Genomic DNA, 25176 nt, shown 5'->3' on the forward strand with positions numbered 1-25176 from the left:
ACAACTGTATACCATATACAAAATCAGTTTACATAATACCTCCCAGAACACATCGCTAAAAAGAATCCTCTTGGGAGAAGGGGTCTAGATAAGGTCCTGTTTCTTTTTATACATCCTTGATAGAACGCGTTTTTCTCTGCAGATAATTGAAGATAAGATGTATAAAATGTGCACCCCATATCTATATGCTCTTTCTAATTCTTCTTCAAATTATTAAGATAAAATGTGCCCGCCTTCCACGTGAAGAACGGTTCCAGTCACAAAACTATTTTGGAGCAAGTATAATACGCTTTGTGCAACATCTTCAGCTCTTCCTATTCGTTTCACAGGAAGTTTGTTTCCCATCGTAGCATAGAAATGGTTACGGATTTCTTCTGGCATTTTGTTGCGGGAAGGTGTATCAATGATACCGGGTGAAATGATGTTCACTCGGATCGGAGCAAGTTCTAATGCCAAGGTCTGAGCTAAATTTGAAACGGCGGCATTGACTGCACCTAGCATTGACGAACCAACCATCGATTTGTAGGCTACCACTCCAGAGAATAAAATGATCGAACCGTGTGGTAAAACTTTTGGAGCTCCGTATTTAGCTGCGTAGTATTGGCCCCAAAATTTGTTTTCAAACAATTGCCGAGCTTGGATTGTATTGGTGTCTAGGAATGACCCACTGGATGTTTCTGCGGCGCTCACCACAAGATGGTCGAATTGGCCAACTTTTTCAAAGAAAGACTGAACTTGCTGTTCTTGAGTTGTATCTAGCGTAAAAGCCGTGGCCCTAGCCCCTAGTTGCTCTTTTGCATTCTGTAATTTATTTTTGGAACGGCTAGCAATAATTACTTCTGCTCCTTGAGCTATTACTTGTTTAGCTGACTCAAAACCAATCCCTGAGCTTCCACCAATAATCACAATTTTTTTACCTTTTAACATGCTTTTACCTCCCCATGATTTTACTTAATAGATTAAAGATCCAATACTTCTTTCAGATGTATATCAAGTTCGAATATAAATTTTTCAATATTGGGATTTTTAATTACATCATAACAAGTGAAACTCTTTAAAGGTTTCATTCCGAGGAATTTATGTACACGATGTAAATGGCTTAATGTATCTTCTAAGCTGTTCCCTTCAAAAAATTGAGTTGGATTGTTAAATGCTTGTTCGGGAGCATTCCAGGTAGTCGAAAACATATATTTCTTTTCGGTCAATAACCCACCTCTTCCATATTGATCAGCACCCTTAAAAAATAAACCATAAGCATAAACTTCATCCATATACGTCTTCAATAAGCCTGGGACACTGAACCAATAGATAGGTGTTTGGTAAATTATAATATCAGCCCATAAAAACTTTTGGTGTTCTTCTTCGACTTTATATCCATTTTGAATATTTGTTGTTTTAATATTGTTCTTTTCACTTAACAAACTGATCATTTTGTTCATCAATGTTTGGTTCAAAGTCCCTTTCGCTGAACCATATTTCTGATGGCCGTTAATAACAAGTATATTTTTCAATTTTTTTCCGTCCCCTTTAATTCTGTAATCTTTAAAAAATCCGTTGATCTTTAATTTTCAGACACTACTCCGAGCTGTTGCATTAATGTAAGATTATCCTCTAAGTGCCAATCCTCAACGATTTTCCCATTCCTGATATGCAAAATATCAATGGCAAAGAAATGAACCGGCTTCCCTGTTGGCGTTCTCCCCATAAACTCACCCTTGTATGTCCCGGTGAATGAGAGACGGGCTGTAGCCTTGTTATCAGATACCACTAAATCCTCAATAGTACAGCGTAAATCAGGAACAGCTTTACGAAAGTTGCGAGAAGCGAAGGCCAATCCCTCCGGACCTTGAGGTCTTCCCTTCGGCAATGTGTTATCAAAGAAGTTAGAGGCAACGGCTTGTGAAATAAGATCCTCATTTCCAGTATTCCAGAACCCATAAAAACGCTGGGCGGTTTGAACCATGGCCGTAGCTTCTTTTGGTTTCAATGACAGATCGACTGTCATCGATTTTGGTTGAGGTAAATCCTTTAATAGTTGAATGTCTGCATGAGCTGTTTTAGCAGGTTTATAGTCAGTATTGGTCTTGGCACATGCGGCGCTCATGAGTGTTACCCCAAGAGCCATGGTAATACTAACTATCGATCGAATCGTTCTTTTTTGTAACCTCATCATGTTTTCTCCTCAAATGTTTTGATATAGGTTGCGAATCTTTCTCCCTAAGTGTGGACTTACAATGAAAGCCCCAAGGGAATGAGATATTGTGCTTTTTTCTAAAGTGCCTCTCCATCAATAAACGTTTATACATAATTTGCAGTTACGCAGATTTATTCAAGCTCAGCTAATGTAGGATACGTTTCCTCTCCTCGATTCAGGGACCAGCTGAACGACGTAACCAATAACCTTGCTGCGCTAAGGTAACATTCAAACCTTCTGCTACATTTGGAAGAATATCAATGATGACAAAATATGTAGTACCAATAGCAAAAGTACTGATTAAGAGAGTAATGAGCAATAAGGGCAGTGTGATTGGTTGATTGCTCGCACTAACTTTGATCACCTCCTCAATGTAGGGTTAGAATAATAGGCTCATCGATATTATATGTATAGTAAGTTTCTTTAGGGAAGTAGTGATATTTATTTCATAAAGTTTCTGAAAGTATACTATTGTGATATGATAAGGAAAATTAGCCAAAAAAATTTTTAGGAAGGATGTGTCAGATGAGTGCTATTGAGCCGGTTGTACTAACCAAAGGAACATCAGGGGAGCCTTGTCCCATTGCTAAAACGCTTGACGTGATCGGTACTAAATGGACCTTTTTAATTATTCGGGATCTGCTTATCGAAGGAACGATGCGATTCCGTGATTTGTTGAAATCAATGGATGGAATTAGTCCAAAAACACTTTCATTACGCCTTAAGGAACTGGAGAATCATGGGATAGTGGAAAGAAAGGTGTTTCCAGAGGTCCCTCCTCGTGTGGAATATACGTTAACGGAAAAAGGGAAACGATTGGAAAGTATCTTCATTGAATTAAAGAGATTTGGATTAAATTTATAGGAGATTAAATATAGATCATTCTTTAAATTTGAGTGCGTCAATTATGAACGATATTAGATATGATTTGATTTATGGAGAACAACCGAACCAGCTATGCGTAGTTAATAACATAAAACCCTTATCGCAGTAGGTAAGGGGTAGGTAATTATGTAAAAAGTAATGGGTTTTTACATGGTGGGGCTTGGCCTATTAGCTTATCTTTTTTATAAAAAGAGCAAAAGATGTCCTAACGACTAGAGTTGAATGTAATACAAAAACATTCAGGCTATTGCCCTTGGCATAGAACATTTAGGCAAAGTTAATTGTTAAAAAACGCTGAATGGGCAGGTTAGTCTAAAAAGGATAAACAATCCTGGAATGGGAACTATAACTAAAAGATTATTATAAAATTAAAAGGAAGGGAAGATCCTCCATATTGTTCAGTCCTTCAGAAAATATAAAAACACAAATTGACGAAAAATATAGAATGTTAGATGATGCTCATAATAAATTAACGGAAATTTGGACAGATAATATCGTCTTTTCTTTTGGTTGGTGGACATCATTATTTCTTACTGTTATCCCATGGATAGTATGGTTTATCTTTAGAAATAAAGAGAGTAAAACTATTTTATTATTGGGAGGACTTTGGGCTATGTTTATTTCTACATGGTTAGATTATGTTGGGGTGACAATGGGCTTATGGAGATACTATAATAAATTAATACCATTAATGCCAGATTATATACCCTGGGATTTTGCTCTGATGCCAGTTACAGTAATGTTTTTCTTACAGATTAAACCAAAGGCAAATCCGTTTATTAAAGCTTTAATTTTTGCAAGTATAACAGCGTTCTTAGCAGAACCTTTGTTTCTTTGGTTAGGTTATTATCATTATCCAGGATGGAATTCAATTTTGTCTTTTCCGTTTTTTATAGTCATATATCTAATTGCTCATTATTTGGTTAACAGTAAGGCCACTAAACCACTTAAGTGATTGTTAACAGGTGTAAATACCCTTTATAATGTTAAAGATTCTGAATCACTGAGAATAAAGGATAATGAAACCATTTAGAACGTTCCTAGGGGACAGAGTCATATATACCTCAATATGGACGAGGTCCAAAGAGGTTCCGACGACTAAAGGAGAATAAGTGGGAGCTTGGTGAATCAAATCATACGAAAACAATAAAAAAGAACCGACAATTGATTGCCAGTTCCTTTTTATTGTATAAATGTAGTCATTCTTCATTTTTATAAATAAATAAGCCATTTACGAATGTTTCGAAATCAGGAGCTAATTCCAAAATAAGTGTGTCTTCTCCCCATTCTAGATCCATATAAATTATAGGAGGAGTATCTTTTGTATTCCGATAATCAAATGCAACCCACCAATGGCCCTCTCCACATAGCAGAACAATATCTTTAGGTAAGTCCCATTCTTCTATATAATAATCACTGGATAAAATGCCTTCTTTTCCTATTCCATAAATTTCAGGAACGTTTACATGATCGTTTGCCCAATTTGTTGGAACAGAGGTAGGATAGTCACAATACTTTAAATTGCCCCCATTCTGTATTTTACATAACTCAATATAGGATTTTGGTAACTTCACACCCAACTTCTTTTCTGCTTGGTTGACCATTTCTTCTGTTAATTTTTTTGATTGACTGTATCCATCATCCCAAATATCTCTCATTTCCCCATCCCTTTCAACCCTTACCAACTAAATGCTTTTCTTCATGCCACATTCCCTGCATTCACGTAAGAAAACGCCACCTTTTACGGAACTTTTGAAGTAAGCTGAGTTGCAGTGATCGCATCTTCTACTAACTTTATCCGGAAATTCATCGTATTCATACACTTTATCAAGATCTGTTTCTTGCTCTTTTGTTTCTTCCAGGTTAATCACTCTTTTCTATTTGGCTTTTATTAGACTAACACACTTATGTCTATATAAAAGGGGCATGTTAAAATTACTCAGGTTTCTCCACTAGCTGCATCTGAAAAATTTGCGTTTCTTGAATACCTGCTCTTTGGAGTTCCTGTTGAAATGATTCTCCTTCTTTTAGTTTAATGATTCTCTTCGAACCGTCACGTAAGGTGTATACTCTAAAATTGCACATGAATATACCTCCACCAAAATAAATGATTCCTGTACGCGATTTCTTCAGGAGCTAGGCCAAGGGAACATCGACGAGCTCGCTTAACCTCATTTTATTCTTTAACTCAAATACGTCATCGATGAAAATAAATAAATCCCCTAGAGAATCAACAAACTGAGTGAATCCTATCTCTGTTATGCATTGGCCTCTCTTATAATAGGTAAGGTACACTTGTTTATTTGTATGTAAGGCTTCAATTAAGGTGAAATTCATCTGTTCCATTTCTTATATGCTCTCTATTTAAATATTAAATTTCCTGTTAAATTTAAAAATCTCATTTACAGCCTGACGGTATCCCCCTGATTTTTGAAAAGATTTTCTTATATCTGTAAGGGCTTTCTGGAAAGAGGAATGTTCCAACACATGATTCACAGTTTCACATAGTTGATTTACAGTTAAGTTTTGCATTTGCAACTTCATTCCAGCTTCAAGATGCTCAACTTGTTGAGCAATCACTGGCTGATCTGCACTCTGTGGGATTACAATAAGTGGCACCCCATAATAGAGACCTTCACTGGTGCTATTCATTCCACCATGTGTGATAAATAATTTCGTGTACTTTAGCACGTCAGTTTGTGGAACGTAATTTTTCACAATGAAGTTTTTAGGGATTTTCCCTAAATCAGATAGTTGAGTTTTTTCACCAATAGACATAACGACGGTATAGTCAGTGTTCTCAAAAGCTTTAAAGCAAAGTTTATAGAAATCAATCTCTTGATTAAAGACAGTACCTAATGAAATGTAAATAACGTCTTTTCCTTTTAATACAGAAAAATCAAAGCTTCCTTGTGGTTCCATTGTAGCAATAGATGGCCCTACGAATTTGTATGTTTGATCAAACATTTCTCCAGAAGGCTGAAATTCCCTCGTTGTATATACAATAGTAAGTGGTGCAGGATTACAAAAAACTTCGTAAGGAGAAGTGATTTCAACCCCATATTTCTCTTTAATCTTTCTTGTTAAGCTTTGAAACTCACCATTTATTCTGTTAGCATGTTCTAATGGAATATTTTGAGATAGATATTCGAACATTTTTTTAAACGATGTTTCAGTTTGAGCAAAAGATGTACATGAGTTAATGGCCGGGAGATTTAGAATTTGAGAAAGTAAACGCCCGCACCCAAACATAGAATCGTGAATGATGTAATCAAAATGTTCTCCCTGTATCTGTTCAAGAACGCTAGGTATAACGATATCTGCTGTATGTAAAAGACCGTTAATTCTTTCAATCAAATAATTTCTTCCACCTGAGATGAAAGCTTTTAAAAATTTTTGGCCGTCAAATGTTCTCACATCAGCTCCCGTCTTTTCAATACGTTCTTGAAACTCTTCTATTGAAAAGTATACGACCTCTTCTCCACGCGAAATAAGCTCCTGTACAACTCCAATGGTTGGATTGACATGTCCTTCTGATCCACCATTAATAAATAAAACACGTGCCAATATAACTCCTCCTCAAGTTAAATATTATTTGGATTCCACTGAAAACTCTTACTTAACTTAAAATAATGAAACTAAATTTAATTTTAAACGAATCGAACATCAATTAGTTCACTTAACCTCATTTTGTTCTTTAATTCAAACACTTCATCGATAAAAACAAACAAATTCCCCAGGGAATCACCAAATTGGATGAATCCCTTTTCTGTAATACATTGTCCCTTTTTGTAGTATGTAAGATAAACTTGTTTATTTGTATGTAAGGCTTTAATCAAGGTGAAATTAATATGTTCCATTTGTTCTTCTGTTAAAAGAGGTTGAGGTACCTCTGCTTGCTTGTTTATAACTTCCTGCAATCCTAGGTATTGTTCGGGCATACTCGCAAACGGGCGCCATTTTTTCATTCCTCTATGGTTATTCATGATATCATCCTCCTTTAAGCTTTATGGCCGCCAATAAGACCATTTCGATAACGAGCTGTTGAATGATCTAGATAGCTTGAAGCCCGCAGAACACTATTCTTCCCATAACGCAGCCTAATTTCATCTATCGTTTTGGCAAGAGCATAGGCTCTTTCACGCTGATCGATATCCTCAAATAAGCTCATTTGCTCCTCTTCTTCAATGCTCGTATCCGATAGTGAAATCCCAATAGAACGGATGGGCATGCCACTATCAAACGTATGTAAAATGGTTAAGCAGTACGGAAAGATATCGTGGCTTAAGTTCGAAGCTCGCCCCATTTTCTTTTGTCTTGAGAAGCCTCCACCTGTTTGTTTGCTATAGCCAATGGATAAATGGATCGTTTGAGCTACCACTTGATGCATGCGTAAACGAAAACAAACATCGTCCAATAGCTCCAATAGTAATAATTCCACTTCTTTTCGGCTTGTATTATCTCGAAAGAGAATCTGACTTTTCCCAAAGGAACGGGAACTAGGGATGTACACATCGGAAATACGACTAAAATCAATTCCATTCGCATGTTGGTGTAATTCTTCGCCCATAATGCCAAATTCTTTTTGTAACATCTCCTTCGAAGAAAGAGCGAGTTCTTTTATGGTATGGATACCTAAACGATTTAAGCGTCTTTCTGTAGCTGACGAGATCCCCCAGAAATCCTTCATTGGATGAATGCACCATAACTTAAAGGGAATATCCTCATATCGCCAATAAGCAACCCCTGTTGGGCTGTGCTTTGCTTCATGATCTAAGCTGACTTTAGCTAGTAAGAGATTAGGACCGATTCCTGCGGTAGCTGTCAGTCTTGTTTTACGATAGATCTCATTACGTATTCGATGAGCTAGCTCCTCTGGTGTTCGGGCAAATAAATGCATTGATTTAATTATGGTAAGGATAATTACTAAGGGGGATGTTCTGCATGACACGAAAATGCTTTAATTCCGAAGGTGCTGTGGCCGTTGGTCCATATTCTCATGCTGTTGAAGCAGGAGATTTAATATTTTTATCTGGTCAAACTCCTATAGATTCACAGACACAAAAACTTTTGAAAGGTGATATCGCAGACCAAACAGAGCAATGTTTTAAGAATCTATTTAATGTATTAGAAGCTTCAGGTTTAACTCCTGAGGATGTAAAAAAAGTGAATGTATTTTTAACAAATATGGATGATTTTGCGAAAATGAATGAAGTTTATGCTTCGCGGTTTTCTGCACCATATCCAGCTCGTACAACTATAGGCGTGGCCTCTTTACCTATGGGTGCACGAATTGAAATAGAGATGATCGCTAAGAGATAACAAATATAGGAAATTATCTTGTGGATAGAGCACTTTTCTACTCTAGTGGATACTTGAGTGAAAGAATGTTTTATATAACTAAAAATACAAGATAAAGCCATTTGACAAGAATTATAAATTGGCACAGTATTACTTAGTGAGCCAATTTATAATAATGAGGAAAAAACAAATGATTTATCTTACTATAGCAACTCGTAAATTCTTGATGCCTAGAAAGTTTACACCTATAGTCTATATTCCATAATTACAATTATTTTTGTAATGAGAACGTATATGTTTTACAGTCTAGAAACAAGGAAAACTACTGTTCAAATTTCTACACAGTAATCTTTTCTATACATAGCTTGGTTTTATGAAGGGTAAGTTTGATAACTAGATAATTCTTTTAGCCTTTATAATGTTGAGGAATACAATGTCTGAATTACAAATTTAGGCTTAAGTTTATTAAGAATAGTCTCCAAAAATTAATACTCGGAACAGTCCGTAAAGTTATACTTTTACGGACTGTGTGTTTGCTTTCATTTCAAACGTTAAAGGAATGAAGTCAAAAATTTTCTTTATGTAATTCTTTATGTAATTTATTATATTCTTCTATTAATTTTCTTAGTTCACCTACCCTCATAATCTTCGCTTTCTTTATTTCTGGCATTTTATCAATAAGATAATATTGAAGGTATGAATCATATAAATAATTATTTGCATTTAAAAAGACATATTCCATATCAGATAGCAGGAGATTTGATTTAGTCAATATAGATTTTTGACTTACCAGATGCTCTAAACTTTTTACAAAACCTTCATGATTTTTAAGTTTGTAAAAGTAGTCTATGTCCTCTGTTACTATATCATTCACGAGTAATTTCAAGGTTCTCATACTATCCGTACGTAAGATCAAATTTAATCTAAATACATTATAATTATCCATTATTCTCTTTCTCTTTCTTTATAGTTTTTAAATTAAGGACAAAATTGACGCTTTATATTTCTAAAAAGTATTTTTACACCAGAACCAAAACTTCTCATCATCACATAGTTAAAGCGATGATGAGAATAATTTACTCTCCGATGTTGATATGTCTGGCACCATAATAAATGGGGTTCCAATAAGAGCTCACTTTATAATTAACAATTTGAACTCCGTCGTTTCTCGAAACCACTGCAATTTGCCCATTTCCAACATAGATGGCAGGGATGATGCTAGTGGATTCAAAGAATACGAGGTCTCCTGGTTGTAAATCCTCCTCTTTCACTTCTGTTCCATTTTGAAGCATGTCTTTCCCATAACGAGGTAAGTTGATACCTACTTGTTTATAAACATATTGAACAAACCCACCAGTATCAAACCCTTGGGGTGATGTCCCCCCTGATTGATAGGGAACATTTAGAAGATCTGTAGCTTCTTTAACAACTGGGATATTCTTAGGAATGATTAGATTTCTCACACGTCTAATACCAGCGAATTTTTCTGTATAGAAATTATAGGACAAGTAATTGATTCTTACCTGTGCCGTATCAGTTCTTGACGCTTGTATCATTTGATTGTTTCCTGCATATATTCCCACGTGGGATATACCTGGTCGATGCGTATCTTGAAAGAACACTAGATCGCCTACTTGAATATCCTTCTTTTCAACAGGTGTACCTACCTCCCATTGTTGTTCAGGTGCACCTGGCAAGTAAATTCCCATCGCTTTTTCATACACATATTTTGTGAATCCAGAACAATCGAATCCATTTGGTGTTTTTCCACCTTCGAGATAAGGTACCCCTATATACTTCAAAGCCTCGGTGATTAAGGGATCTCCACGATCAATATCTGCAACTTCTTCTATTCGTTTAGCTCCATAAAAACGATCATTCCAATAAGAAGAATCCTCAAAATTAGCTAAGGTAATGCCTTTTGAAGGTGAACTATAAATCATTTGCCCATTTCCTAGATAAAAAGACGTTGTTGTAATATAGTCTGTATCTAGATTTTTAAAGAAAAGAACGTCACCAGGCTGAAGATTTTCCTTTGATATGTTTTGTCCTAAACTCCACTGTTCACTTGAATTATCTGGGATTTTAAGATTTAAGGCTTGTTCAAACACATACTGAACAAATCCTGCAGAATTAAAGCCCTCATCAGGTGTCTTTCCACTGTCTGAATAGTCTACACCTATATATTTCATTGCTTCTTTTAAAAGAGGAGATTCGACCTGATAGATATTATCAGTATCTAGGCGTTTTGCACCAATATACTTATCATTGTAGTAGCCTCCCTCTGTTAGTTCAGTCTTTATGACGCCCTTTGAAACAGAACTAATAATCATTTCATTATTGCCATTGTAAATGCCAACACTTGTGACATTATCCGTATTTGCCCCTTTAAAAAAGACGAGATCACCAGGCTGTAGATCCCCCTTGTCCACATCTATACCAAGCTTGAATTGTTCTCTTGGATACAAAGGTAACTCTACACCTTTAGCTTCTTTAAAGACATATTGAACTAGTCCACCTGTACTGAATCCCTCACTGGGTTCTTGACCGTCTGTAAGGTAAGAAGCACCCAAGTATTTTTGAGCTGTTTCCGAAATACTTAGTTCTTCATCTGCCAGCGCTGGATTAGTAAGAAAAACAGATAGAAAAAAAACGCCTAGGAATATATATATATGCGACCATTTTGGCAAATCTCTCACCCTTTCTTTTTACTTCACTATTATTTTGGTAACTAGATAGTGGATAAAACATCTAAAAAAACTGTTTTTTGTCTAGTTACCCAATATCTACTAGATAAAACAGAATTTTATTTTATCACAGAGATACGCTTTTTATATAGTTGTATTTGTTTTGTTGCAGTTAAACCTCTAGTTATGCATTTTTACTAATTTAGTTCTTTCTAATAAAAATGAAAAAAGAGCTTATACATGCAAATATAGCGAATGATACATCAAGATGGCGAACAAGAACTTGGAAGGTAAACTTATAAAACTCATCGCATTAAATAATGAATATGTGATCAAATCAGTTTACAAACTGATAGGCATTAAGAAAAAGGCTTTTCTCTTAATAGAGAAAAGCCTTTTTTATCAATTCTAGCATCATTATAAACTTCATTATGGTAACTAAAAATGTGTACTTTTACACTATGCATTAAGTATAAAAACTTAACTGTTCAAACCCTAAAATCCGCATTCTACGCTCTTAATTACATTTTACAAGAACAATTATTGTTATACGGTAGAAGTCCAGTTGTTGTTAAATAAAGATTTAACAACTTAGAGGGATAGGTGACTACATAATTGCAGAGATATAGATATGACGGTACTTTAAGAAAGGCTTTACTTGTAGATATAGAGGCAGCAAGAGAACTTATGATTAAAGTAGGGTTAGAAGAAGGGTTTACTAGTCATAATACCATTCTAATCAGTCAATTAGTTGATCAATTGTTAAACCACTTAGAAAAGATCACTTCAACTGATTAGTTTTGGTTTTTTATGAAAAGAGTAAAAACAACCTCATTCTCTAATGGCATTGGAGTGAGGTTGCTTTTTAAGGTAACTCTATAACTTTAGATAAATAGTAACATATTCTTTCCATAAAGACTATATTTTACCGTACAAGCATATGGATAAAAGGTGCACTTTTTATACATCACTTTTGCTAATACCCTTGCTAGAGAACGTTGCTACATCAAGGATGTATAAAAAGCTGCATACTCCGGAAAAAGAACCCTCGGCGGAACCGTTCTGCGACAAGGCTTCTTTTTTGGGTTGTGTATCGGAAAGAGGAATTATGTAAACTGATGTTGTATATAGTATTCATAGCGAAAAGTCGATACATACATTTTAAAGTGTTACAAATCAAGCTGGGATTAGAAGGTTGTGAAAAGTAAATGTTATGGAATGTTATTAGTTTATTTTTAGCTAGGATTAGCCATTTATTAGAATTAATTAATACGATTGCTTTAATATGGATCGTTGTTTTATTAAGAAGTAAAAAGAAACAACAATAATATTAAATTAAAGTAATGATTGATATGAAATAAAAGCCTCCTAGCTATATAGGAGGCTTTTATTTATTCACTTATTGGTTTGATAATTTCAGGTTCTTCTTTTTTTGGAAAAGGTCTTATTCCAAAGTAGTAGCTAAAAACAAAAAAGATAACAACAATTACAGCAAAAATGAGCAACTTCTTAGGATAATGCTTGGACTCACTCTTATTCTCAAGCTCTTCCTTATATTTTTGTTGAATCTGTTTTTTCTTATCATCTGTTTTCATATTTACCCCTAAGTTTAGTTTTCTCAATTTTATCATATTTATCTAAAATGTGTTTTACTTCTACCGATAATTGGTATTATGGTGCGACAAGAAGTCGCTTTCTTACAGTGTAGCTAACGCTACTCATCTAGACGCGAAGATGATCTCCATCCNTCCACCCATGCCGCCCATGTCAGGCATTGCAGGTGCACCGCCTTCTTCTGGCTTGTCAGCAACAACTGCTTCAGTTGTTAAGAACATAGCCGCTACAGAAGAAGCATTTTGAAGAGCTGAACGCGTTACTTTTGTTGGGTCAACGATACCAGTGTCTAGCATATTTACCCACTCGCCAGTTGCAGCGTTGAATCCAGTTCCAACTGCTTCGCCTTTTAAACGCTCAACGATTACTGATCCTTCTAAACCAGCGTTGTGAGCGATTTGACGTACAGGCTCTTCAATCGCACGTAATACGATGTTGATACCTGTAGCAGTGTCACCGTCAGCTTCGATGCTCGCTACTTTATTATAGATATTTACTAATGCAGTACCACCACCAGCTACGATACCTTCTTCAACCGCAGCACGCGTAGAGTTTAATGCATCTTCAATACGTAATTTACGTTCTTTTAACTCAGTTTCAGTTGCCGCACCAACTTTAATTACAGCTACGCCACCAGCAAGTTTCGCTAAGCGCTCTTGTAATTTTTCACGGTCAAACTCTGAAGTTGTTTCTTCAAGCTGAGCTTTGATTTGGTTTACACGTGCTAGGATATCTTCTGCGTTTCCTGCACCGTTTACAACTGTTGTATTTTCTTTTGTTACGACAATTTTAGAAGCGCGACCTAATTGATCGATGCTTGCTGTTTTTAAGTCAAGACCAAGCTCTTCAGTGATTACTTCTCCGCCTGTTAAGATCGCAACGTCTTGTAGCATTGCTTTACGACGATCACCGAAACCAGGAGCTTTAACAGCTACAGCTGTGAATGTACCACGAAGTTTGTTCACAACTAATGTTGCTAAAGCTTCGCCTTCTACGTCTTCAGCGATGATTAATAGAGGCTTGCCTTGTTGAACAACTTGCTCTAATACCGGTAAGATTTCTTGAATGTTACCGATTTTTTTGTCTGTGATTAAGATGTATGGATCATCTAATACAGCTTCCATTTTATCTGAATCAGTTACCATGTAAGGAGATGCATACCCACGGTCAAACTGCATACCTTCTACCACTTCTAATTCAGTTGTGAAACCTTTTGATTCTTCAAGTGTGATAACGCCGTCGTTACCAACGCGCTCCATTGCTTCAGCAATTAATTGACCTACTTCTTCGTCAGCTGCTGAGATAGCCGCTACTTGAGCAATTGAATCTTTACCTTGAATTGGTTTAGAGATTGCTTTTAGTTCTTCAACCGCTACAGCTACTGCTTTTTCCATACCTTTACGGATACCCATTGGGTTAGCACCAGCCGTTACGTTTTTAAGACCTTCTCTGATCATTGCTTGCGCTAAAACTGTTGCAGTAGTTGTACCGTCACCAGCAACGTCGTTTGTTTTGCTAGCAACTTCGGCTACTAATTTAGCACCCATATTTTCAAATGCGTCTTCTAATTCGATTTCTTTTGCAATTGTTACACCGTCATTTGTAATAAGCGGTGAACCGAATTTCTTTTCTAATACAACGTTACGACCTTTTGGTCCAAGCGTTACTTTTACAGCATTTGCTAATGTATCTACACCACGTAGCATTGCGCGACGTGCTTCTTCGCTAAATTTAATGTCTTTTGCCATGTTCTTTGACCTCCTCAAGATGTTCTTAATAATCTATTTTTTACGTATGATAAGTTTGTGGTTAACATTAGCCGATTACAGCTAAAATATCGCTTTCGCGTAAAATTAAGTATTCAGTACCTTCGTATTTCACTTCAGTACCCGCATATTTTGAGAAGATGATACGATCGCCCGCAGCTACTTCTAAAGCTACACGCTCACCGCTTTCTAATACTCGGCCTGTACCAACAGCAACAATTTTACCCTCTTGTGGCTTTTCTTTTGCACTGTCCGGTAACACGATACCGCTTGCTGTTTTTTCCTCAGATTTTACAAGTTCAATCACTACGCGATCACCTAATGGCTTTAACAAGTGAAACAACCTCCTCAAATAATATGTTTGCATTTTTATTAGCACTCAACCTCAACGAGTGCTAACACAATTATTATATTAAAACAAAGTGGGTTTTTTTTGCAAGTATTAAACAAAAAAAATTTAAAATTTACGAAAACTACATATAATAGTTTTAGATTTCGACGATTTTGAGAAATAAAGCATTCTTTTCTCTGTTCAATAATATGTATGTTACAATACGAGCAAGAAGAAATTACTAACTTTACAGTACTTCTTCGACATATATACATAAAAACCTTTTAAAGGAGTATAGAAGATTGGAAAAACGTTATTGGTATGTTATCCTCACCTACATCCTTATGCAGTTTTCAGGAGTTGTTGGTATACCGCTGTTAAAATTAACAGGAATGTTTGATCAATATCCAGTTCGAACAGCGAATGTCATGCTTTTGACTTATTGGACCATCATTAGCTTTATCCTTGGTTTACTTATTGTCTTACTGCTGCTGCGCCGTGACATGTCCATGCGTATAGAACATGCGGGAACAACGGTAACTGTGGTCTGGTCAGTCCTTGGGGTGTTCCTGGCTATGGCTGGTCAAGCTGTAGCAGGTATGATTGAGCACGCTCTTGGCATTACCCAAGTATCTGAAAACACACAAAATATTGTTAATCTTGTTAAAGCAACGCCGTTCCTAATTGTCGTTACGTCTGTTATTGGACCAATTCTAGAAGAGATTATTTTTCGAAAGATTATTTTCGGCTCTCTTCACAAACGATATAATTTCTTTGTCTCTGCATTTATTAGTTCCCTTATTTTTGCTGCCGTACACTGGGATTTTAAACATTTGCTCGTGTATACAGCCATGGGATTTGTATTTGCATTCCTTTATGCAAGAACAAAACTAATTATTGTACCCATTATTGCTCACGTGTTGATGAATACAGTCGTTATTTTATCTCAAACTATTTTTGCAGATAAAATTATAGAAATGCAAAAGCAAGCAGAACAAATGCAGTTTATTTTTGGAGGCATGTTTTTATGAAGAATATCCCTTTAACACGAGGGTTTATTTATATTATTATGGGGGTTTTATTCACCTACCTGGCTATTCAAAATGCTCAGGAAACCGTGTGGAATTTCCCCACGATCTTATTTGCACTCGTAGCCGCGTTCGATTTCAGATTTGCGGTGCGCATTTTTATCTTGCACTATAAAATTAAAAAGTTGCAGCAGCAATATAAAAATCAAGATGATTCATCTAAATAAAAAAACCACTGTTTCAGTGGTTTTTTTACATACTAACATCTTCTCTTTCTTGCTCTGCCCTTGCCTTTAACACTTTGCGATACGAAATGCGGGAAATAATGATGCTGATTTCATACAAAATTAAGAGCGGCACTGTCACCATCATGTGCGAGAGCAATTCTGGTGGTGTAATAAGTGCGGCAATAACTAGCAGTACGAAATAGGCATACTTTCGAATTTGAGATAAAAACATAGGCGTGATAATTCCTAATCGCGTCAAAAACATGACGACAACAGGAAGCTGAAACAACAGGCCAAAAGGCAGTGTGAGCTGCATTAAAAAAGAAAAGTATTCATTAATGCCAATCACTTGGTTTACATTCAGCTCATCAGAAACGCGCGTCATAAAATCGACGACAAATGGAAACAACACGAAATAAGAAAAAGAGACACCGCCGATAAAGAGAAAAATGGAAACAGGAATATATCCAAGCGTTACCTTACGCTCTTTTTCATATAAACCAGGACTAATAAATGCCCAAAGTTGATACAGTGCAACAGGAGCTGCAAGTACACAGCCGATAATAACAGCAAACTGCATATAAATCTTAACTGGATCTGTTAGCCTAAATGCATTCATCGTTAAATTTTTTGCCTCATCAGCATGCTGTAAATAGACAATAACCTTATCCGCTATAAAAAAGCCGCCAATTGTGGCAATGACAAAGAAAAATAAAACAATTAAAATGCGCTTTCGCAGCTCTCCTATATGATCATATATTGACATTTCTTGTTCGGTCATACTATGATCACCCTTTTACTCTTTGTCATCTACTTGACGCTGTTTATCTTTTTCACGATCTTCTGAGGCACCGCTAGCGGCATGCTTAAACTCTCTAAGCGTTTGCCCGACTGATCTTCCTAGCTCCGGTAACCGTTTCGGTCCAAAAATAAGCAGTGCTACAATCGCAATAATAATCCAACTGCCTGCTCCAATCCCCATATTCCCACTCTCCTTATTAATTTAGACTTAAGGAAATCGTAACACAGTCCATCTTATTCAACAGGATAATTTTTCAAAAAGTAGACAAGCGACTGTAATTCTACAGCCAGATCAATATGATGCAGTCGAATCTCATCCGGTACGTTTAAGCGTGCAGGAGTGAAGTTTAGAATCCCTTTAATTCCGCAATTCACTAAACGATCGGTAATTTGCTGAGCCACAGTGGCAGGAACGGTTAAAATCGCCACTGAGATATCATCACTCATATAATCTTCCAATTGGTCAAGGTGATAAACCGGCACGTCGCCTACTTTTGTACCGACTTTATCTTCTATCACATCAAAAGCGCACTCAATTTTGGTGTTATTATTTTTAATAAAATTATAATTTAAAAAGGCCGTTCCCAGATTCCCTACGCCAATCAGTGCTACTTTCGTTACTTCATCTTGGTCTAACGTTTTACGGAAAAATGTAAGTAAATAATTCACATTGTAGCCGTATCCCTTTTTCCCTAATGCTCCAAAGTAAGAAAAATCCCGGCGAATAGTAGCAGAATCAACTTTCACTGCCTCACTTAACTCCGCTGACGAAACACGCTGTTTACCAGAAGCATGCAAGTTTTTTAAAAAACGATAATAAAGCGGCAATCGTTTAGCCGTTGCTTGTGGTATTTTTAATTGTTCAGTGTTCACGTTGTACCCCCTCAGTTCATGTATGTCATTACTAACATTTTCAAGTCATATTGCATTACCTTTCACAAAGCCTCAACCGCCTTGAGGTAGCGCTTCCAATTCTCTCTCTTTTCTCTTGTTTTATATATACTCCGCTTCACACCCCGACGCCTTTTGTCTATCCAGGAATACTTAAAGTCGGTAGCTAGAACGAAGCAATTAGCCCTTCAAAGGATCCGTTTGTTAGTCATGACGGATTTTCTACATCCATCATATATAAGTTCAGAGATGCACTTATCTCTTATTTTAACATAGTATCCTGTATAAAATGTGCAGGTAAAATCATTTTATTTCATGAATCAAAACATTCGCTTCATCATTTGTTCTTGTCCCTCTACAAATTACAAACGCTTGTAGGAAGAACTTGTAGTTGAAAATATGTTAAAATACACTATGGATATACTACTAGAGGTGAAAAAATGATTATTCTACAATTGAACGGTATTACAAAATACTATGGGGCAGAACCCATTTTATCGAATATAAAGTTAGAAGTACAATCAAAAGACCGCATTGCCCTAGTGGGACGAAACGGTGCTGGTAAATCAACTTTATTAAAAATTATTGCTGAGCAGCTTTCTTATGACAGCGGAGAAATTATTAAACCTAAAGGTGTTTCCATTGATTATATGGGACAAGATACAGTTCTTGAGTCAACACTCTCCATATGGGAAGAAATGATGACAGTCTTTGCTCCGTTAAAGAAGATGGAAAAAGAATTACGTACGCTTGAAACGAAGATGGGCGATCCAGACATTTTTAATGATTCAGTTCAATACGAAAAACTAACCAAAGAGTACGATCAGCTTCAAGTAACGTTCAAAGATTTAGGCGGCTATCAATATGAAGCGGATACACGATCTATTCTTCACGGTTTCCGTTTCTCAAACTTTGACTATAGCACCCCTATTTCCTCCTTGAGCGGTGGACAAAAAACGCGCTTGGCTCTTGCAAAACTGCTTTTAACAAAGCCAGACTTGCTTATTCTGGATGAGCCTACCAACCACTTAGATATTGAAACTTTAGCATGGCTGGAACAGTTTCTGCAAGGGTATGAAGGAGCTATTTTAATTGTTTCACACGATCGTTACTTCCTTGATAAGGTCGTAAATCAAGTGTATGAAGTCACACAAAAAACAACGGTCAAGTACACGGGCAACTACTCTAAATACCTTGTACAAAAAGCAGAGCGATATGAAAAAGAGTTGCGTCAGTACGAAAAGCAGCAAGATGAAGTCGCAAAACTGAATGATTTTATTCAGCGAAACATCGCCCGCGCATCGACTACAAAACGTGCGCAAAGCAGACGTAAGCAGCTCGATCGAATGGAGTTAATAAATCGACCTAACGAAGGCGAAAAATCAGCTAGTTTTTCGTTTGAAATTGAGCGTCAAAGCGGAAATGAAGTCTTAAATCTCGAAAACGTGTCCATCGGATATGATGAAAACAAATATGTCGTCCAAGACGCAAACCTTCGGATTAAAAAAGGTGAAAGCCTTGCGTTGGTTGGCCCTAATGGAGTTGGGAAATCTACGTTATTAAAAGGTATTGTGGATAAACTAAGCTTCAAGACTGGAACCATTTCTTTTGGCTCAAACGTAATGGTTGGTTATTACGACCAAGAGCAAGCTAATTTAATATCTAATAAAACTGTTTTAAATGAGCTTTGGGATGACTACCCATCCAAACCTGAAAAAGAAATTCGTACAGCGCTTGGAAATTTTCTGTTTTCAGGTGATGATGTACTGAAAATCGTTTCGACGCTTAGCGGTGGTGAAAAAGCACGTTTGGCTCTTGCGAAGCTTATGCTTCAAAAAGCTAATTTCTTAATTTTGGATGAACCTACTAACCATCTTGATTTAGATAGCAAACAAGTACTCGAGAATGCGTTAATTGATTACCCAGGGACTCTATTATTTGTTTCACATGACCGTTATTTTATTAATCGTATTGCAAACAAAATAGCAGAGCTATCTCCTGAAGGAGTAGAAGAATTTCTTGGAGATTATGACTATTATGTAGAAAAGAAAGCAGAAATAGAGGAAATCAAAGAATTAGAAAATATAAAAGCCAACGAAGAACGTACGGTAAAAGTAGATAAACAGTCTTATAAACAAGATAAAGAACAAAAGAAATTGATGAGGCAGCGAACGCGCCGAATTGAAGAAATTGAAACTGAAGTAAACAAATTAGAAGCCGCACAAGCGGAGAATGAAGAACTTCTTTGTAATCCTGAAATTTATCAAAACCACGAAGAAGTATCAAGATTAAACGGTGAAAATGAAAAAATTTCTTCACAGTTATCCACATTAATGGAAGAGTGGGAAGAATTACAGCTGCTTCTAGAAGAATAGCCTATATTTTTTCGTATTTATTCACCCTATTTACTTGTTCGTGCGCTTTAGGACAAGCTTTATCCACTCTGTGAATAAATAGTGGATATCTGTCTGATTTTCATAATTAAAACTTGTTGATAACATGTCCGTGTACTGAGTGCACGGACTTTTCCACATAATTATCCACAGTCAATTCTAAATTTATTGAATATTGTTGATAAATCATTTTTATCCACAAAAAAGACGAATGAGAAATAAATCTCATTCGTCTCTTACTCTTCCAAGTCTAAACCGGGGTTTGCGTTTAATGACATATCTGAGCGTTTTCCTTGAGCAAATCGTACACTTGCCGCTGCTCCAATCATTGCGGCATTATCCGTGCATAGAGATAGCGGCGGGATAATAAGCTCAATGTTTGATAATGGTGCAAATGCTTCTTCTAGCGCTGCTCTAAGTCCTTTATTAGCAGCAACTCCTCCTGCTACTAACACTTGCTTAACCTTATATTCCTTTGCAGCTTTAACCGTTTTAGTTACTAACACATCAATAACACTCGCTTGAAAGCTAGCAGCAAGTGTTTGTGGAAGAATTTCTTCACCTTTTTGCTTCGCGTTGTGGACAGTGTTAATAACTGCTGATTTTAACCCACTGAAACTAAAATCATAGGATCCTTCTTCTAGCCAAGCACGCGGCAAATCAATTAATGGCTCTCCTTCATGTGCAAGGCGGTCAATATGAGGTCCGCCTGGATATGGAAGGTTTAACGTGCGGGCTACTTTATCGTAGGCTTCTCCTGCCGCATCATCTCTCGTTTCACCAATCACTTTAAACTGACCGTGACTTTCCATGTATACAAGCTCTGTATGCCCTCCAGATACAACTAGCGATAAAAGCGGGAATTCTAATTTTTTGATTAGCTGATTTGCATAAATATGTCCTGCAATATGATGAACACCAATTAATGGCTTTTGGTGTGCAAATGCTAGCGCTTTGGCTGCATTTACGCCAATAAGAAGTGCTCCCACAAGCCCAGGTCCTTCCGTTACAGCTATTGCATCAATATCTGCAAACGTCAAGTTCGCTTGCTTTAAAGTTTCTTCAACTACTACCGTAATTTGTTCCACATGATGACGAGATGCAATCTCCGGTACGACACCGCCAAATCGTTTATGGCTTTCTATTTGTGATGCCACCACATTGGCTACAATTTCATGACCGTTTCGAATCACGGCCGCTGCTGTCTCATCACAGCTTGTTTCTAATGCTAAAATTAATTGATTTTCACTCATAAATTCACCCACATAACTAATGCATCCTCATTGTTATCAGAATAATAATTCTTACGAATACCTCCAGGTTTAAAACCTAGCTTTTGATACAATGATTGTGCAATATGATTAGATACCCTAACTTCTAATGTCATTGACACAGCACCTAGTTTTCGAAGAACGTCCATCACGTTGCGCAGCAGCAATTCACCGAGTCCCTTACCTCGGTAGTCTGGCAATAGGGCAATGTTGGTTACATGTGCTTCGTCAATAACAATCCACGTTCCGCAATACCCAATAATATTTTCTCCTTCTTCCATCACAATGTAAGTTGAAAATTGATTATTGGTTAACTCATTTTGAAACGCTTCTGAACTCCAAGGTGTCGTAAAAGACTTCTCTTCGATTTTCACTACTTGATCAATATCTTTAACTTCCATTAAACGAAACTTAATTGTTAGTTTCATGTTTATACCTTCTTTTATCCTTTTTGCTGTGAAGCAAGCCAGTTAGCTTCGGCTTCAGCTAAACGAATGTAGTTCGGAACAAAAGTATGCACAGACTGCGGCTCTTTCTTCATTCCTAAAAAAGCCAATTCACTTGGTCTTGGATTAAACTGCTGAACATGGGCAAATACAGCTTGTTTACCCAGCACTTCTTTTAACGCCTCTTCATGCATGGGAAGATCATTGCCTATGAATAAAATGGGTTTGTTGTATGACTTTAAATGTTCCGCCCAGTCCTTATTAATAACAAGTCGATCACTTTCAACTTCTAGAAGACCTCGTTCATTATTCCATTCATATAGTCCTGTATAAAGCTGTTGACGGCGCGCATCAAATAACGGAGCAATATACCCATCAAAATAGCGACCGTTTGCTGCTAGTGCTTCAAGGCTAGATACACCTATTAAAGGAATATTTAAAGTCCAAGCAAGTGTCTTGGCAATGGTAACGCCAATTCGTACACCTGTATAAGATCCGGGACCATGTGCCACTACAATACGGTCTAGCTCGCTTGGCGCAATATCACAATCCTTTAACAAAGATTCCACAGCGTTCATCACACGAACGGAGTGATTCTTTTTTAGATTCGTAATAATTTCTCCAATTACTTTGTTTTCTTCAACGACAGCAACACCCATGACAAAATTGGATGTATCAATGGCTAACATTTTCATCTTTTAAAAAGCTCCTTACATATTTCAACGTACCGACTGCCTATCGCTTTTACAAGGATTTTACGAGTCGTTTCGTTTTCATGGTAAATATTGATTTGAATATATTCATTAGGAAGCTGCTCTTCAATCAGATGAGCCCACTCCACGACCGTCACGCCATCTCCTTCAAAATACTCATCGAACCCTAGGTCTTCAAATTCATCCCCTAGACGGTACACATCCATATGATAAAGAGGAAGGCGACCGCTTTTGTATTCTTTAATGATCGTAAATGTCGGGCTATTCACATTGCGTTCAATTCCTAATCCTTTAGCTAAACTTTTTGTGAATGTTGTCTTTCCAGCTCCCAAATCGCCTTCAAGCAGCAGCACGTCACCAGCTTCTAATAAAGTTGCTAGACGAGCAGCCAGCTGATTAGTTTCATCAGGAGACGTAGACATAAACGTAAATTCGTTAATCTCTGTCATTCATTCAGAACCTCATTTCAATCTGTATATATATATTGTAAACGTTGTGGACTATACATATCCAGTAAGAAATCCAACAATCTTTAACATCGCAATTCTATAAGGAAATTTCTTTGTATATAAAAAATTCCTTAGGATTGCTCCTAAGGACGGTAAAGTTTTATATAAAAATGGTTCAAACAATAAAAAAGACGAAACAATGTGTTTCGTTTCTAAAACATGGCGGTCCCGACGGGAATCGAACCCGCGATCTCCTGCGTGACAGGCAGGCATGTTAACCGCTACACCACGGGACCGAAATAGAAAATGGCGGAGGAAGAGGGATTCGAACCCCCGCGGGCTTTAACACCCCTGTCGGTTTTCAAGACCGATCCCTTCAGCCGGACTTGGGTATTCCTCCGTATACTGTATGGTGGAGCCTAGCGGGATCGAACCGCTGACCTCCTGCGTGCAAGGCAGGCGCTCTCCCAGCTGAGCTAAGGCCCCATTCGTTTAAATATATATGGTGGGCCTAAGTGGACTCGAACCACCGACCTCACGCTTATCAGGCGTGCGCTCTAACCAGCTGAGCTATAGGCCCCTAATTAATACTCATATGTATCTAAATTGGCAGGGGCAGTAGGAATTGAACCCACACTGACGGTTTTGGAGACCGTAGTTCTACCTTTAAACTATGCCCCTATAAAAAGTGGCAGTCATGACGGGATTTGAATCCGCAATGATGATAAAAATAAATGGAGGAGGAAGAGGGATTCGAACCCCCGCGGGCTTTGACACCCCTGTCGGTTTTCAAGACCGATCCCTTCAGCCAGACTTGGGTATTCCTCCATATTTCAGGTTCAATGGTGGACCTTGTAGGACTCGAACCTACGACCGGACGGTTATGAGCCGTCTGCTCTAACCTGCTGAGCTAAAGGTCCTTTCTAAGTTCTCTATTAGAATGTGGAGACGGCAATCGGATTTGAACCGGTGATAAAGGTATTGCAGACCTTGACTATGCCACCAATAAGTATGAAAATTATTTATAGTCAGTCACATTTATCCGTATGCTACCCCTTCATATGAAACATGCACTAGTAAGTTAATAATTAATATTTGTTTCGCTACCAACAAATATTATTTTACCTTATAGTTTCGCAGAAGTCAACATCTATGTAAATTGTGTTTTGATACTTAATTTTGCAATTATTAAGTAGGAACATACACCTAAATAAAAAAACTCTGTAACAAGAATCATGATTCTTGTTACAGAGCTTATTTTTATAAAAAGGTTTGCTTAATCGCATTTTCTAAATCTCTTGTAGAAGATTTTAGGTATCGTTTTGTAACATTCACATCAGAATGGCCTGCTAATTCGGCAACTGTTGCAATATCTATCCCTTTCTTAACTAACTCATGACAGAAAGTATGACGTAATTTATGAGGATTTACATTATATTTTTTTAACATGTACTGAACCGTACGTGCAGACATTCTTCTATCAAAATTAGAGACAAATAAAGCTTCATGATTAGAATCAAGTGAATCAATATATCTCTTTAAACTATTTCTTGCTTCTGTAGAAAGAGGAACAAGTCGCTTTTTAGACCCTTTAGCATTACGGATAATTAAAAAACCGTCAGATTTGTTAATCTTTACGTCTTTATGATTCAAAGCACAAATCTCTGATACTCGAATCCCTGTATGTAATAAAGTATATACAATAGCAATATCACGAAGGTTTCCCTGTTGATTTACTTCAGATAAAAGGCGCTCACGCTCACTTGCTTCTAATGACTCTGGTACAACCTCGTTATTTTTCTCTTTTGGTTTACGTTCAATATTTTGAACAATTTCTGATTTTTCAAGAAAGCGTGCAAAAACGCTAATTGTGACAAAAGCTTTTTCTATAGTCGACGCACTTTTATTATTAGATTCAAGGTTAATCATATAAGTTTGGACATTATTTCTTGTTACTTGCTCTAAATGTCTACCTTCACTTAGAAGCCATTCATGAAATTGGTTTAGCACTGCTCGATAGGTTTTAATCGTATTATCAGATTTGCCTGATTCTATTAACCATCGGCTAAAGTCATCAATCAACGGAATAACTTCTAGGCTATTTTTTTTCACTCTAAATCCTCCTACATGTACTAATAAATTACATAAAACATAACATTTAATTTCGTAGAAATCAATT

The 25176-nt window shown here is 36.9% G+C and carries 30 protein-coding genes and 7 tRNA genes; 7 read left to right on the forward strand and 30 right to left on the reverse strand.

Annotated features, from left to right (window positions below; all coding sequences use genetic code 11):
* Positions 1-213: 213 nt before the first annotated feature.
* Genes ACFX4W_RS21445 through ACFX4W_RS21455 form a run of 3 tightly spaced genes read right to left on the reverse strand, consistent with a single transcriptional unit; the run spans position 214 to position 2173 of the window.
* Complete coding sequence (locus ACFX4W_RS21445; protein WP_043979219.1) at positions 214-927, reverse strand: SDR family oxidoreductase; 714 nt, start codon at positions 925-927, stop codon at positions 214-216.
* A gap of 32 nt (positions 928-959) precedes the next feature.
* On the reverse strand, positions 960-1511 hold the full coding sequence (locus ACFX4W_RS21450; protein ID WP_043979221.1) for an NAD(P)H-dependent oxidoreductase: 552 nt from the start codon (positions 1509-1511) through the stop codon (positions 960-962).
* Positions 1512-1561: 50 nt separating this feature from the next.
* Positions 1562-2173 carry an ester cyclase gene (locus ACFX4W_RS21455; protein ID WP_043979224.1) on the reverse strand — a complete coding sequence of 204 codons (612 nt, stop codon included), beginning with the start codon at positions 2171-2173 and terminating at the stop codon, positions 1562-1564.
* A gap of 546 nt (positions 2174-2719) precedes the next feature.
* Between ACFX4W_RS21455 and ACFX4W_RS21460 the strand changes: the two genes are divergently transcribed.
* On the forward strand, positions 2720-3058 hold the full coding sequence (locus ACFX4W_RS21460) for a winged helix-turn-helix transcriptional regulator (RefSeq protein ID WP_029324137.1): 339 nt from the start codon (positions 2720-2722) through the stop codon (positions 3056-3058).
* Between the two features lie 415 nt (positions 3059-3473).
* Positions 3474-4034: a CBO0543 family protein gene (locus ACFX4W_RS21465; RefSeq protein WP_052500314.1), complete on the forward strand. Its 561-nt coding sequence runs from the start codon at positions 3474-3476 to the stop codon at positions 4032-4034.
* 244 nt (positions 4035-4278) lie between these two features.
* On the opposite strand, the gene ACFX4W_RS21470 is transcribed toward ACFX4W_RS21465, so the two are convergent.
* The 7 genes from ACFX4W_RS21470 to ACFX4W_RS21500 all read right to left on the reverse strand — a co-directional run bounded on the left by ACFX4W_RS21470 (position 4279) and on the right by ACFX4W_RS21500 (position 7979).
* The gene (locus ACFX4W_RS21470; protein WP_043979228.1) at positions 4279-4737 is read right to left on the reverse strand and encodes an SMI1/KNR4 family protein; all 459 of its coding nucleotides are present in this window, start codon (positions 4735-4737) and stop codon (positions 4279-4281) included.
* 27 nt (positions 4738-4764) lie between these two features.
* Positions 4765-4941 (reverse strand): DUF8096 family protein, encoded by a 177-nt coding sequence (locus tag ACFX4W_RS21475; protein WP_471872888.1) that lies wholly within the window; start codon positions 4939-4941, stop codon positions 4765-4767.
* Positions 4942-5014: 73 nt separating this feature from the next.
* On the reverse strand, positions 5015-5164 hold the full coding sequence (locus ACFX4W_RS21480) for a hypothetical protein (protein WP_165575345.1): 150 nt from the start codon (positions 5162-5164) through the stop codon (positions 5015-5017).
* A 51-nt stretch (positions 5165-5215) separates the two neighbouring features.
* The gene (locus ACFX4W_RS21485; RefSeq protein WP_340448508.1) at positions 5216-5425 is read right to left on the reverse strand and encodes a YolD-like family protein; all 210 of its coding nucleotides are present in this window, start codon (positions 5423-5425) and stop codon (positions 5216-5218) included.
* Between the two features lie 18 nt (positions 5426-5443).
* The gene (locus ACFX4W_RS21490; RefSeq protein ID WP_043979231.1) at positions 5444-6646 is read right to left on the reverse strand and encodes a macrolide family glycosyltransferase; all 1203 of its coding nucleotides are present in this window, start codon (positions 6644-6646) and stop codon (positions 5444-5446) included.
* An 83-nt stretch (positions 6647-6729) separates the two neighbouring features.
* Positions 6730-7065, reverse strand: coding sequence for a YolD-like family protein (locus ACFX4W_RS21495; protein WP_237074716.1), 336 nt, complete (start codon positions 7063-7065; stop codon positions 6730-6732).
* 14 nt (positions 7066-7079) lie between these two features.
* Positions 7080-7979 (reverse strand): DinB/UmuC family translesion DNA polymerase, encoded by a 900-nt coding sequence (locus tag ACFX4W_RS21500; RefSeq protein ID WP_237074715.1) that lies wholly within the window; start codon positions 7977-7979, stop codon positions 7080-7082.
* Between the two features lie 44 nt (positions 7980-8023).
* On the opposite strand from ACFX4W_RS21500, the gene ACFX4W_RS21505 reads away from it, so the two are divergent.
* Positions 8024-8401 carry a RidA family protein gene (locus ACFX4W_RS21505; protein WP_043979237.1) on the forward strand — a complete coding sequence of 126 codons (378 nt, stop codon included), beginning with the start codon at positions 8024-8026 and terminating at the stop codon, positions 8399-8401.
* A gap of 544 nt (positions 8402-8945) precedes the next feature.
* On the opposite strand, the gene ACFX4W_RS21510 is transcribed toward ACFX4W_RS21505, so the two are convergent.
* Both ACFX4W_RS21510 and ACFX4W_RS21515 read right to left on the reverse strand, forming a co-directional pair.
* Positions 8946-9326, reverse strand: a complete 381-nt coding sequence (locus ACFX4W_RS21510; protein ID WP_237074714.1) for a hypothetical protein — start codon at positions 9324-9326, stop codon at positions 8946-8948.
* A 130-nt stretch (positions 9327-9456) separates the two neighbouring features.
* The gene (locus ACFX4W_RS21515; RefSeq protein ID WP_237074713.1) at positions 9457-11070 is read right to left on the reverse strand and encodes a C40 family peptidase; all 1614 of its coding nucleotides are present in this window, start codon (positions 11068-11070) and stop codon (positions 9457-9459) included.
* 612 nt (positions 11071-11682) lie between these two features.
* Between ACFX4W_RS21515 and ACFX4W_RS21520 the strand changes: the two genes are divergently transcribed.
* Positions 11683-11865 carry an aspartyl-phosphate phosphatase Spo0E family protein gene (locus tag ACFX4W_RS21520; protein WP_043979242.1) on the forward strand — a complete coding sequence of 61 codons (183 nt, stop codon included), beginning with the start codon at positions 11683-11685 and terminating at the stop codon, positions 11863-11865.
* Between the two features lie 593 nt (positions 11866-12458).
* Here the strand turns inward: ACFX4W_RS21520 and ACFX4W_RS21525 are convergent.
* From ACFX4W_RS21525 to groES, 3 genes are all read right to left on the reverse strand, one after another.
* Entirely contained in the window at positions 12459-12662 is a 204-nt protein-coding gene (locus tag ACFX4W_RS21525) for a hypothetical protein (RefSeq protein ID WP_043979244.1), read from the reverse strand.
* Positions 12663-12785: 123 nt separating this feature from the next.
* The gene (groL, locus tag ACFX4W_RS21530) at positions 12786-14429 is read right to left on the reverse strand and encodes a chaperonin GroEL (RefSeq protein ID WP_377560052.1); all 1644 of its coding nucleotides are present in this window, start codon (positions 14427-14429) and stop codon (positions 12786-12788) included.
* A gap of 67 nt (positions 14430-14496) precedes the next feature.
* The gene (gene groES / locus ACFX4W_RS21535) at positions 14497-14781 is read right to left on the reverse strand and encodes a co-chaperone GroES (RefSeq protein WP_013055026.1); all 285 of its coding nucleotides are present in this window, start codon (positions 14779-14781) and stop codon (positions 14497-14499) included.
* A gap of 299 nt (positions 14782-15080) precedes the next feature.
* On the opposite strand from groES, the gene ACFX4W_RS21540 reads away from it, so the two are divergent.
* Together ACFX4W_RS21540 and ACFX4W_RS21545 are read left to right on the forward strand one after the other, a co-directional pair.
* Positions 15081-15809 carry a CPBP family intramembrane glutamic endopeptidase gene (locus ACFX4W_RS21540; RefSeq protein ID WP_043977169.1) on the forward strand — a complete coding sequence of 243 codons (729 nt, stop codon included), beginning with the start codon at positions 15081-15083 and terminating at the stop codon, positions 15807-15809.
* Positions 15806-16033 carry a YdiK family protein gene (locus ACFX4W_RS21545; RefSeq protein WP_043977171.1) on the forward strand — a complete coding sequence of 76 codons (228 nt, stop codon included), beginning with the start codon at positions 15806-15808 and terminating at the stop codon, positions 16031-16033. Before ACFX4W_RS21540 ends, ACFX4W_RS21545 begins: the two co-directional genes overlap by 4 nt.
* 25 nt (positions 16034-16058) lie before the next feature.
* On the opposite strand, the gene tatC is transcribed toward ACFX4W_RS21545, so the two are convergent.
* The 3 genes from tatC to ACFX4W_RS21560 are packed head-to-tail and all read right to left on the reverse strand — an operon-like array spanning position 16059 to position 17707.
* Positions 16059-16814, reverse strand: a complete 756-nt coding sequence (gene tatC, locus ACFX4W_RS21550; protein ID WP_013055023.1) for a twin-arginine translocase subunit TatC — start codon at positions 16812-16814, stop codon at positions 16059-16061.
* A 15-nt stretch (positions 16815-16829) separates the two neighbouring features.
* Positions 16830-17015: a twin-arginine translocase TatA/TatE family subunit gene (gene tatA, locus ACFX4W_RS21555; protein ID WP_013055022.1), complete on the reverse strand. Its 186-nt coding sequence runs from the start codon at positions 17013-17015 to the stop codon at positions 16830-16832.
* A 53-nt stretch (positions 17016-17068) separates the two neighbouring features.
* Complete coding sequence (locus tag ACFX4W_RS21560; RefSeq protein ID WP_013055021.1) at positions 17069-17707, reverse strand: redox-sensing transcriptional repressor Rex; 639 nt, start codon at positions 17705-17707, stop codon at positions 17069-17071.
* Positions 17708-18165: 458 nt separating this feature from the next.
* On the opposite strand from ACFX4W_RS21560, the gene ACFX4W_RS21565 reads away from it, so the two are divergent.
* The gene (locus ACFX4W_RS21565; RefSeq protein WP_280560711.1) at positions 18166-20100 is read left to right on the forward strand and encodes an ABC-F family ATP-binding cassette domain-containing protein; all 1935 of its coding nucleotides are present in this window, start codon (positions 18166-18168) and stop codon (positions 20098-20100) included.
* Positions 20101-20354: 254 nt separating this feature from the next.
* Here the strand turns inward: ACFX4W_RS21565 and tsaD are convergent, their stop codons facing one another.
* The 12 genes from tsaD to ACFX4W_RS21625 form a co-directional block, all read right to left on the reverse strand.
* The gene (tsaD, locus tag ACFX4W_RS21570) at positions 20355-21371 is read right to left on the reverse strand and encodes a tRNA (adenosine(37)-N6)-threonylcarbamoyltransferase complex transferase subunit TsaD (RefSeq protein WP_377560555.1); all 1017 of its coding nucleotides are present in this window, start codon (positions 21369-21371) and stop codon (positions 20355-20357) included.
* Positions 21368-21817: a ribosomal protein S18-alanine N-acetyltransferase gene (rimI, locus tag ACFX4W_RS21575; protein ID WP_043977177.1), complete on the reverse strand. Its 450-nt coding sequence runs from the start codon at positions 21815-21817 to the stop codon at positions 21368-21370. The genes tsaD and rimI overlap by 4 nt, the downstream gene beginning before the upstream one ends.
* A 14-nt stretch (positions 21818-21831) precedes the next feature.
* On the reverse strand, positions 21832-22530 hold the full coding sequence (tsaB, locus tag ACFX4W_RS21580; protein ID WP_043977179.1) for a tRNA (adenosine(37)-N6)-threonylcarbamoyltransferase complex dimerization subunit type 1 TsaB: 699 nt from the start codon (positions 22528-22530) through the stop codon (positions 21832-21834).
* Positions 22527-22997, reverse strand: coding sequence for a tRNA (adenosine(37)-N6)-threonylcarbamoyltransferase complex ATPase subunit type 1 TsaE (gene tsaE, locus ACFX4W_RS21585; RefSeq protein ID WP_013081426.1), 471 nt, complete (start codon positions 22995-22997; stop codon positions 22527-22529). Before tsaE ends, tsaB begins: the two co-directional genes overlap by 4 nt.
* Before the next feature lie 220 nt (positions 22998-23217).
* Positions 23218-23293 (reverse strand) — tRNA-Asp (locus ACFX4W_RS21590).
* An 11-nt stretch (positions 23294-23304) separates the two neighbouring features.
* Positions 23305-23397, reverse strand: a tRNA-Ser gene (locus tag ACFX4W_RS21595).
* A 10-nt stretch (positions 23398-23407) separates the two neighbouring features.
* Positions 23408-23483, reverse strand: a tRNA-Ala gene (locus ACFX4W_RS21600).
* A 17-nt stretch (positions 23484-23500) separates the two neighbouring features.
* A tRNA-Ile gene (locus tag ACFX4W_RS21605) sits at positions 23501-23577 on the reverse strand.
* A 27-nt stretch (positions 23578-23604) separates the two neighbouring features.
* A tRNA-Trp gene (locus ACFX4W_RS21610) sits at positions 23605-23678 on the reverse strand.
* 54 nt (positions 23679-23732) lie between these two features.
* Positions 23733-23825: transfer RNA gene (locus ACFX4W_RS21615), tRNA-Ser, on the reverse strand.
* Between the two features lie 15 nt (positions 23826-23840).
* Positions 23841-23917 (reverse strand) — tRNA-Ile (locus tag ACFX4W_RS21620).
* Between the two features lie 340 nt (positions 23918-24257).
* Positions 24258-25109: a tyrosine-type recombinase/integrase gene (locus ACFX4W_RS21625; RefSeq protein WP_237074286.1), complete on the reverse strand. Its 852-nt coding sequence runs from the start codon at positions 25107-25109 to the stop codon at positions 24258-24260.
* Between the last annotated feature and the right edge of the window lie 67 nt (positions 25110-25176).

It is taken from the genome of Priestia sp. YIM B13489 (genome assembly GCF_042787645.1).
In the GTDB taxonomy this organism is placed as follows: domain Bacteria; phylum Bacillota; class Bacilli; order Bacillales; family Bacillaceae_H; genus Priestia; species Priestia megaterium.

What these genes read in the sequence shown, in the direction of transcription:
- ACFX4W_RS21445 (WP_043979219.1), bottom strand. Translation starts at nt 927, where the DNA reads ATGTTAAAAGGTAAAAAAATTGTGATTATTGGTGGAAGCTCAGGGATT.
- ACFX4W_RS21455 (WP_043979224.1), bottom strand. Translation starts at nt 2,173, where the DNA reads ATGATGAGGTTACAAAAAAGAACGATTCGATCGATAGTTAGTATTACC.
- ACFX4W_RS21460 (WP_029324137.1), top strand. Translation starts at nt 2,720, where the DNA reads ATGAGTGCTATTGAGCCGGTTGTACTAACCAAAGGAACATCAGGGGAG.
- ACFX4W_RS21470 (WP_043979228.1), bottom strand. Translation starts at nt 4,737, where the DNA reads ATGAGAGATATTTGGGATGATGGATACAGTCAATCAAAAAAATTAACA.
- ACFX4W_RS21480 (WP_165575345.1), bottom strand. Translation starts at nt 5,164, where the DNA reads ATGTGCAATTTTAGAGTATACACCTTACGTGACGGTTCGAAGAGAATC.
- ACFX4W_RS21485 (WP_340448508.1), bottom strand. Translation starts at nt 5,425, where the DNA reads ATGGAACAGATGAATTTCACCTTAATTGAAGCCTTACATACAAATAAA.
- ACFX4W_RS21495 (WP_237074716.1), bottom strand. Translation starts at nt 7,065, where the DNA reads ATGAATAACCATAGAGGAATGAAAAAATGGCGCCCGTTTGCGAGTATG.
- ACFX4W_RS21500 (WP_237074715.1), bottom strand. Translation starts at nt 7,979, where the DNA reads ATGCATTTATTTGCCCGAACACCAGAGGAGCTAGCTCATCGAATACGT.
- ACFX4W_RS21505 (WP_043979237.1), top strand. Translation starts at nt 8,024, where the DNA reads ATGACACGAAAATGCTTTAATTCCGAAGGTGCTGTGGCCGTTGGTCCA.
- ACFX4W_RS21510 (WP_237074714.1), bottom strand. Translation starts at nt 9,326, where the DNA reads ATGGATAATTATAATGTATTTAGATTAAATTTGATCTTACGTACGGAT.
- ACFX4W_RS21525 (WP_043979244.1), bottom strand. Translation starts at nt 12,662, where the DNA reads ATGAAAACAGATGATAAGAAAAAACAGATTCAACAAAAATATAAGGAA.
- ACFX4W_RS21545 (WP_043977171.1), top strand. Translation starts at nt 15,806, where the DNA reads ATGAAGAATATCCCTTTAACACGAGGGTTTATTTATATTATTATGGGG.
- tatC (WP_013055023.1), bottom strand. Translation starts at nt 16,814, where the DNA reads ATGACCGAACAAGAAATGTCAATATATGATCATATAGGAGAGCTGCGA.
- tatA (WP_013055022.1), bottom strand. Translation starts at nt 17,015, where the DNA reads ATGGGGATTGGAGCAGGCAGTTGGATTATTATTGCGATTGTAGCACTG.
- ACFX4W_RS21565 (WP_280560711.1), top strand. Translation starts at nt 18,166, where the DNA reads ATGATTATTCTACAATTGAACGGTATTACAAAATACTATGGGGCAGAA.
- tsaD (WP_377560555.1), bottom strand. Translation starts at nt 21,371, where the DNA reads ATGAGTGAAAATCAATTAATTTTAGCATTAGAAACAAGCTGTGATGAG.
- rimI (WP_043977177.1), bottom strand. Translation starts at nt 21,817, where the DNA reads ATGAAACTAACAATTAAGTTTCGTTTAATGGAAGTTAAAGATATTGAT.
- tsaB (WP_043977179.1), bottom strand. Translation starts at nt 22,530, where the DNA reads ATGAAAATGTTAGCCATTGATACATCCAATTTTGTCATGGGTGTTGCT.
- tsaE (WP_013081426.1), bottom strand. Translation starts at nt 22,997, where the DNA reads ATGACAGAGATTAACGAATTTACGTTTATGTCTACGTCTCCTGATGAA.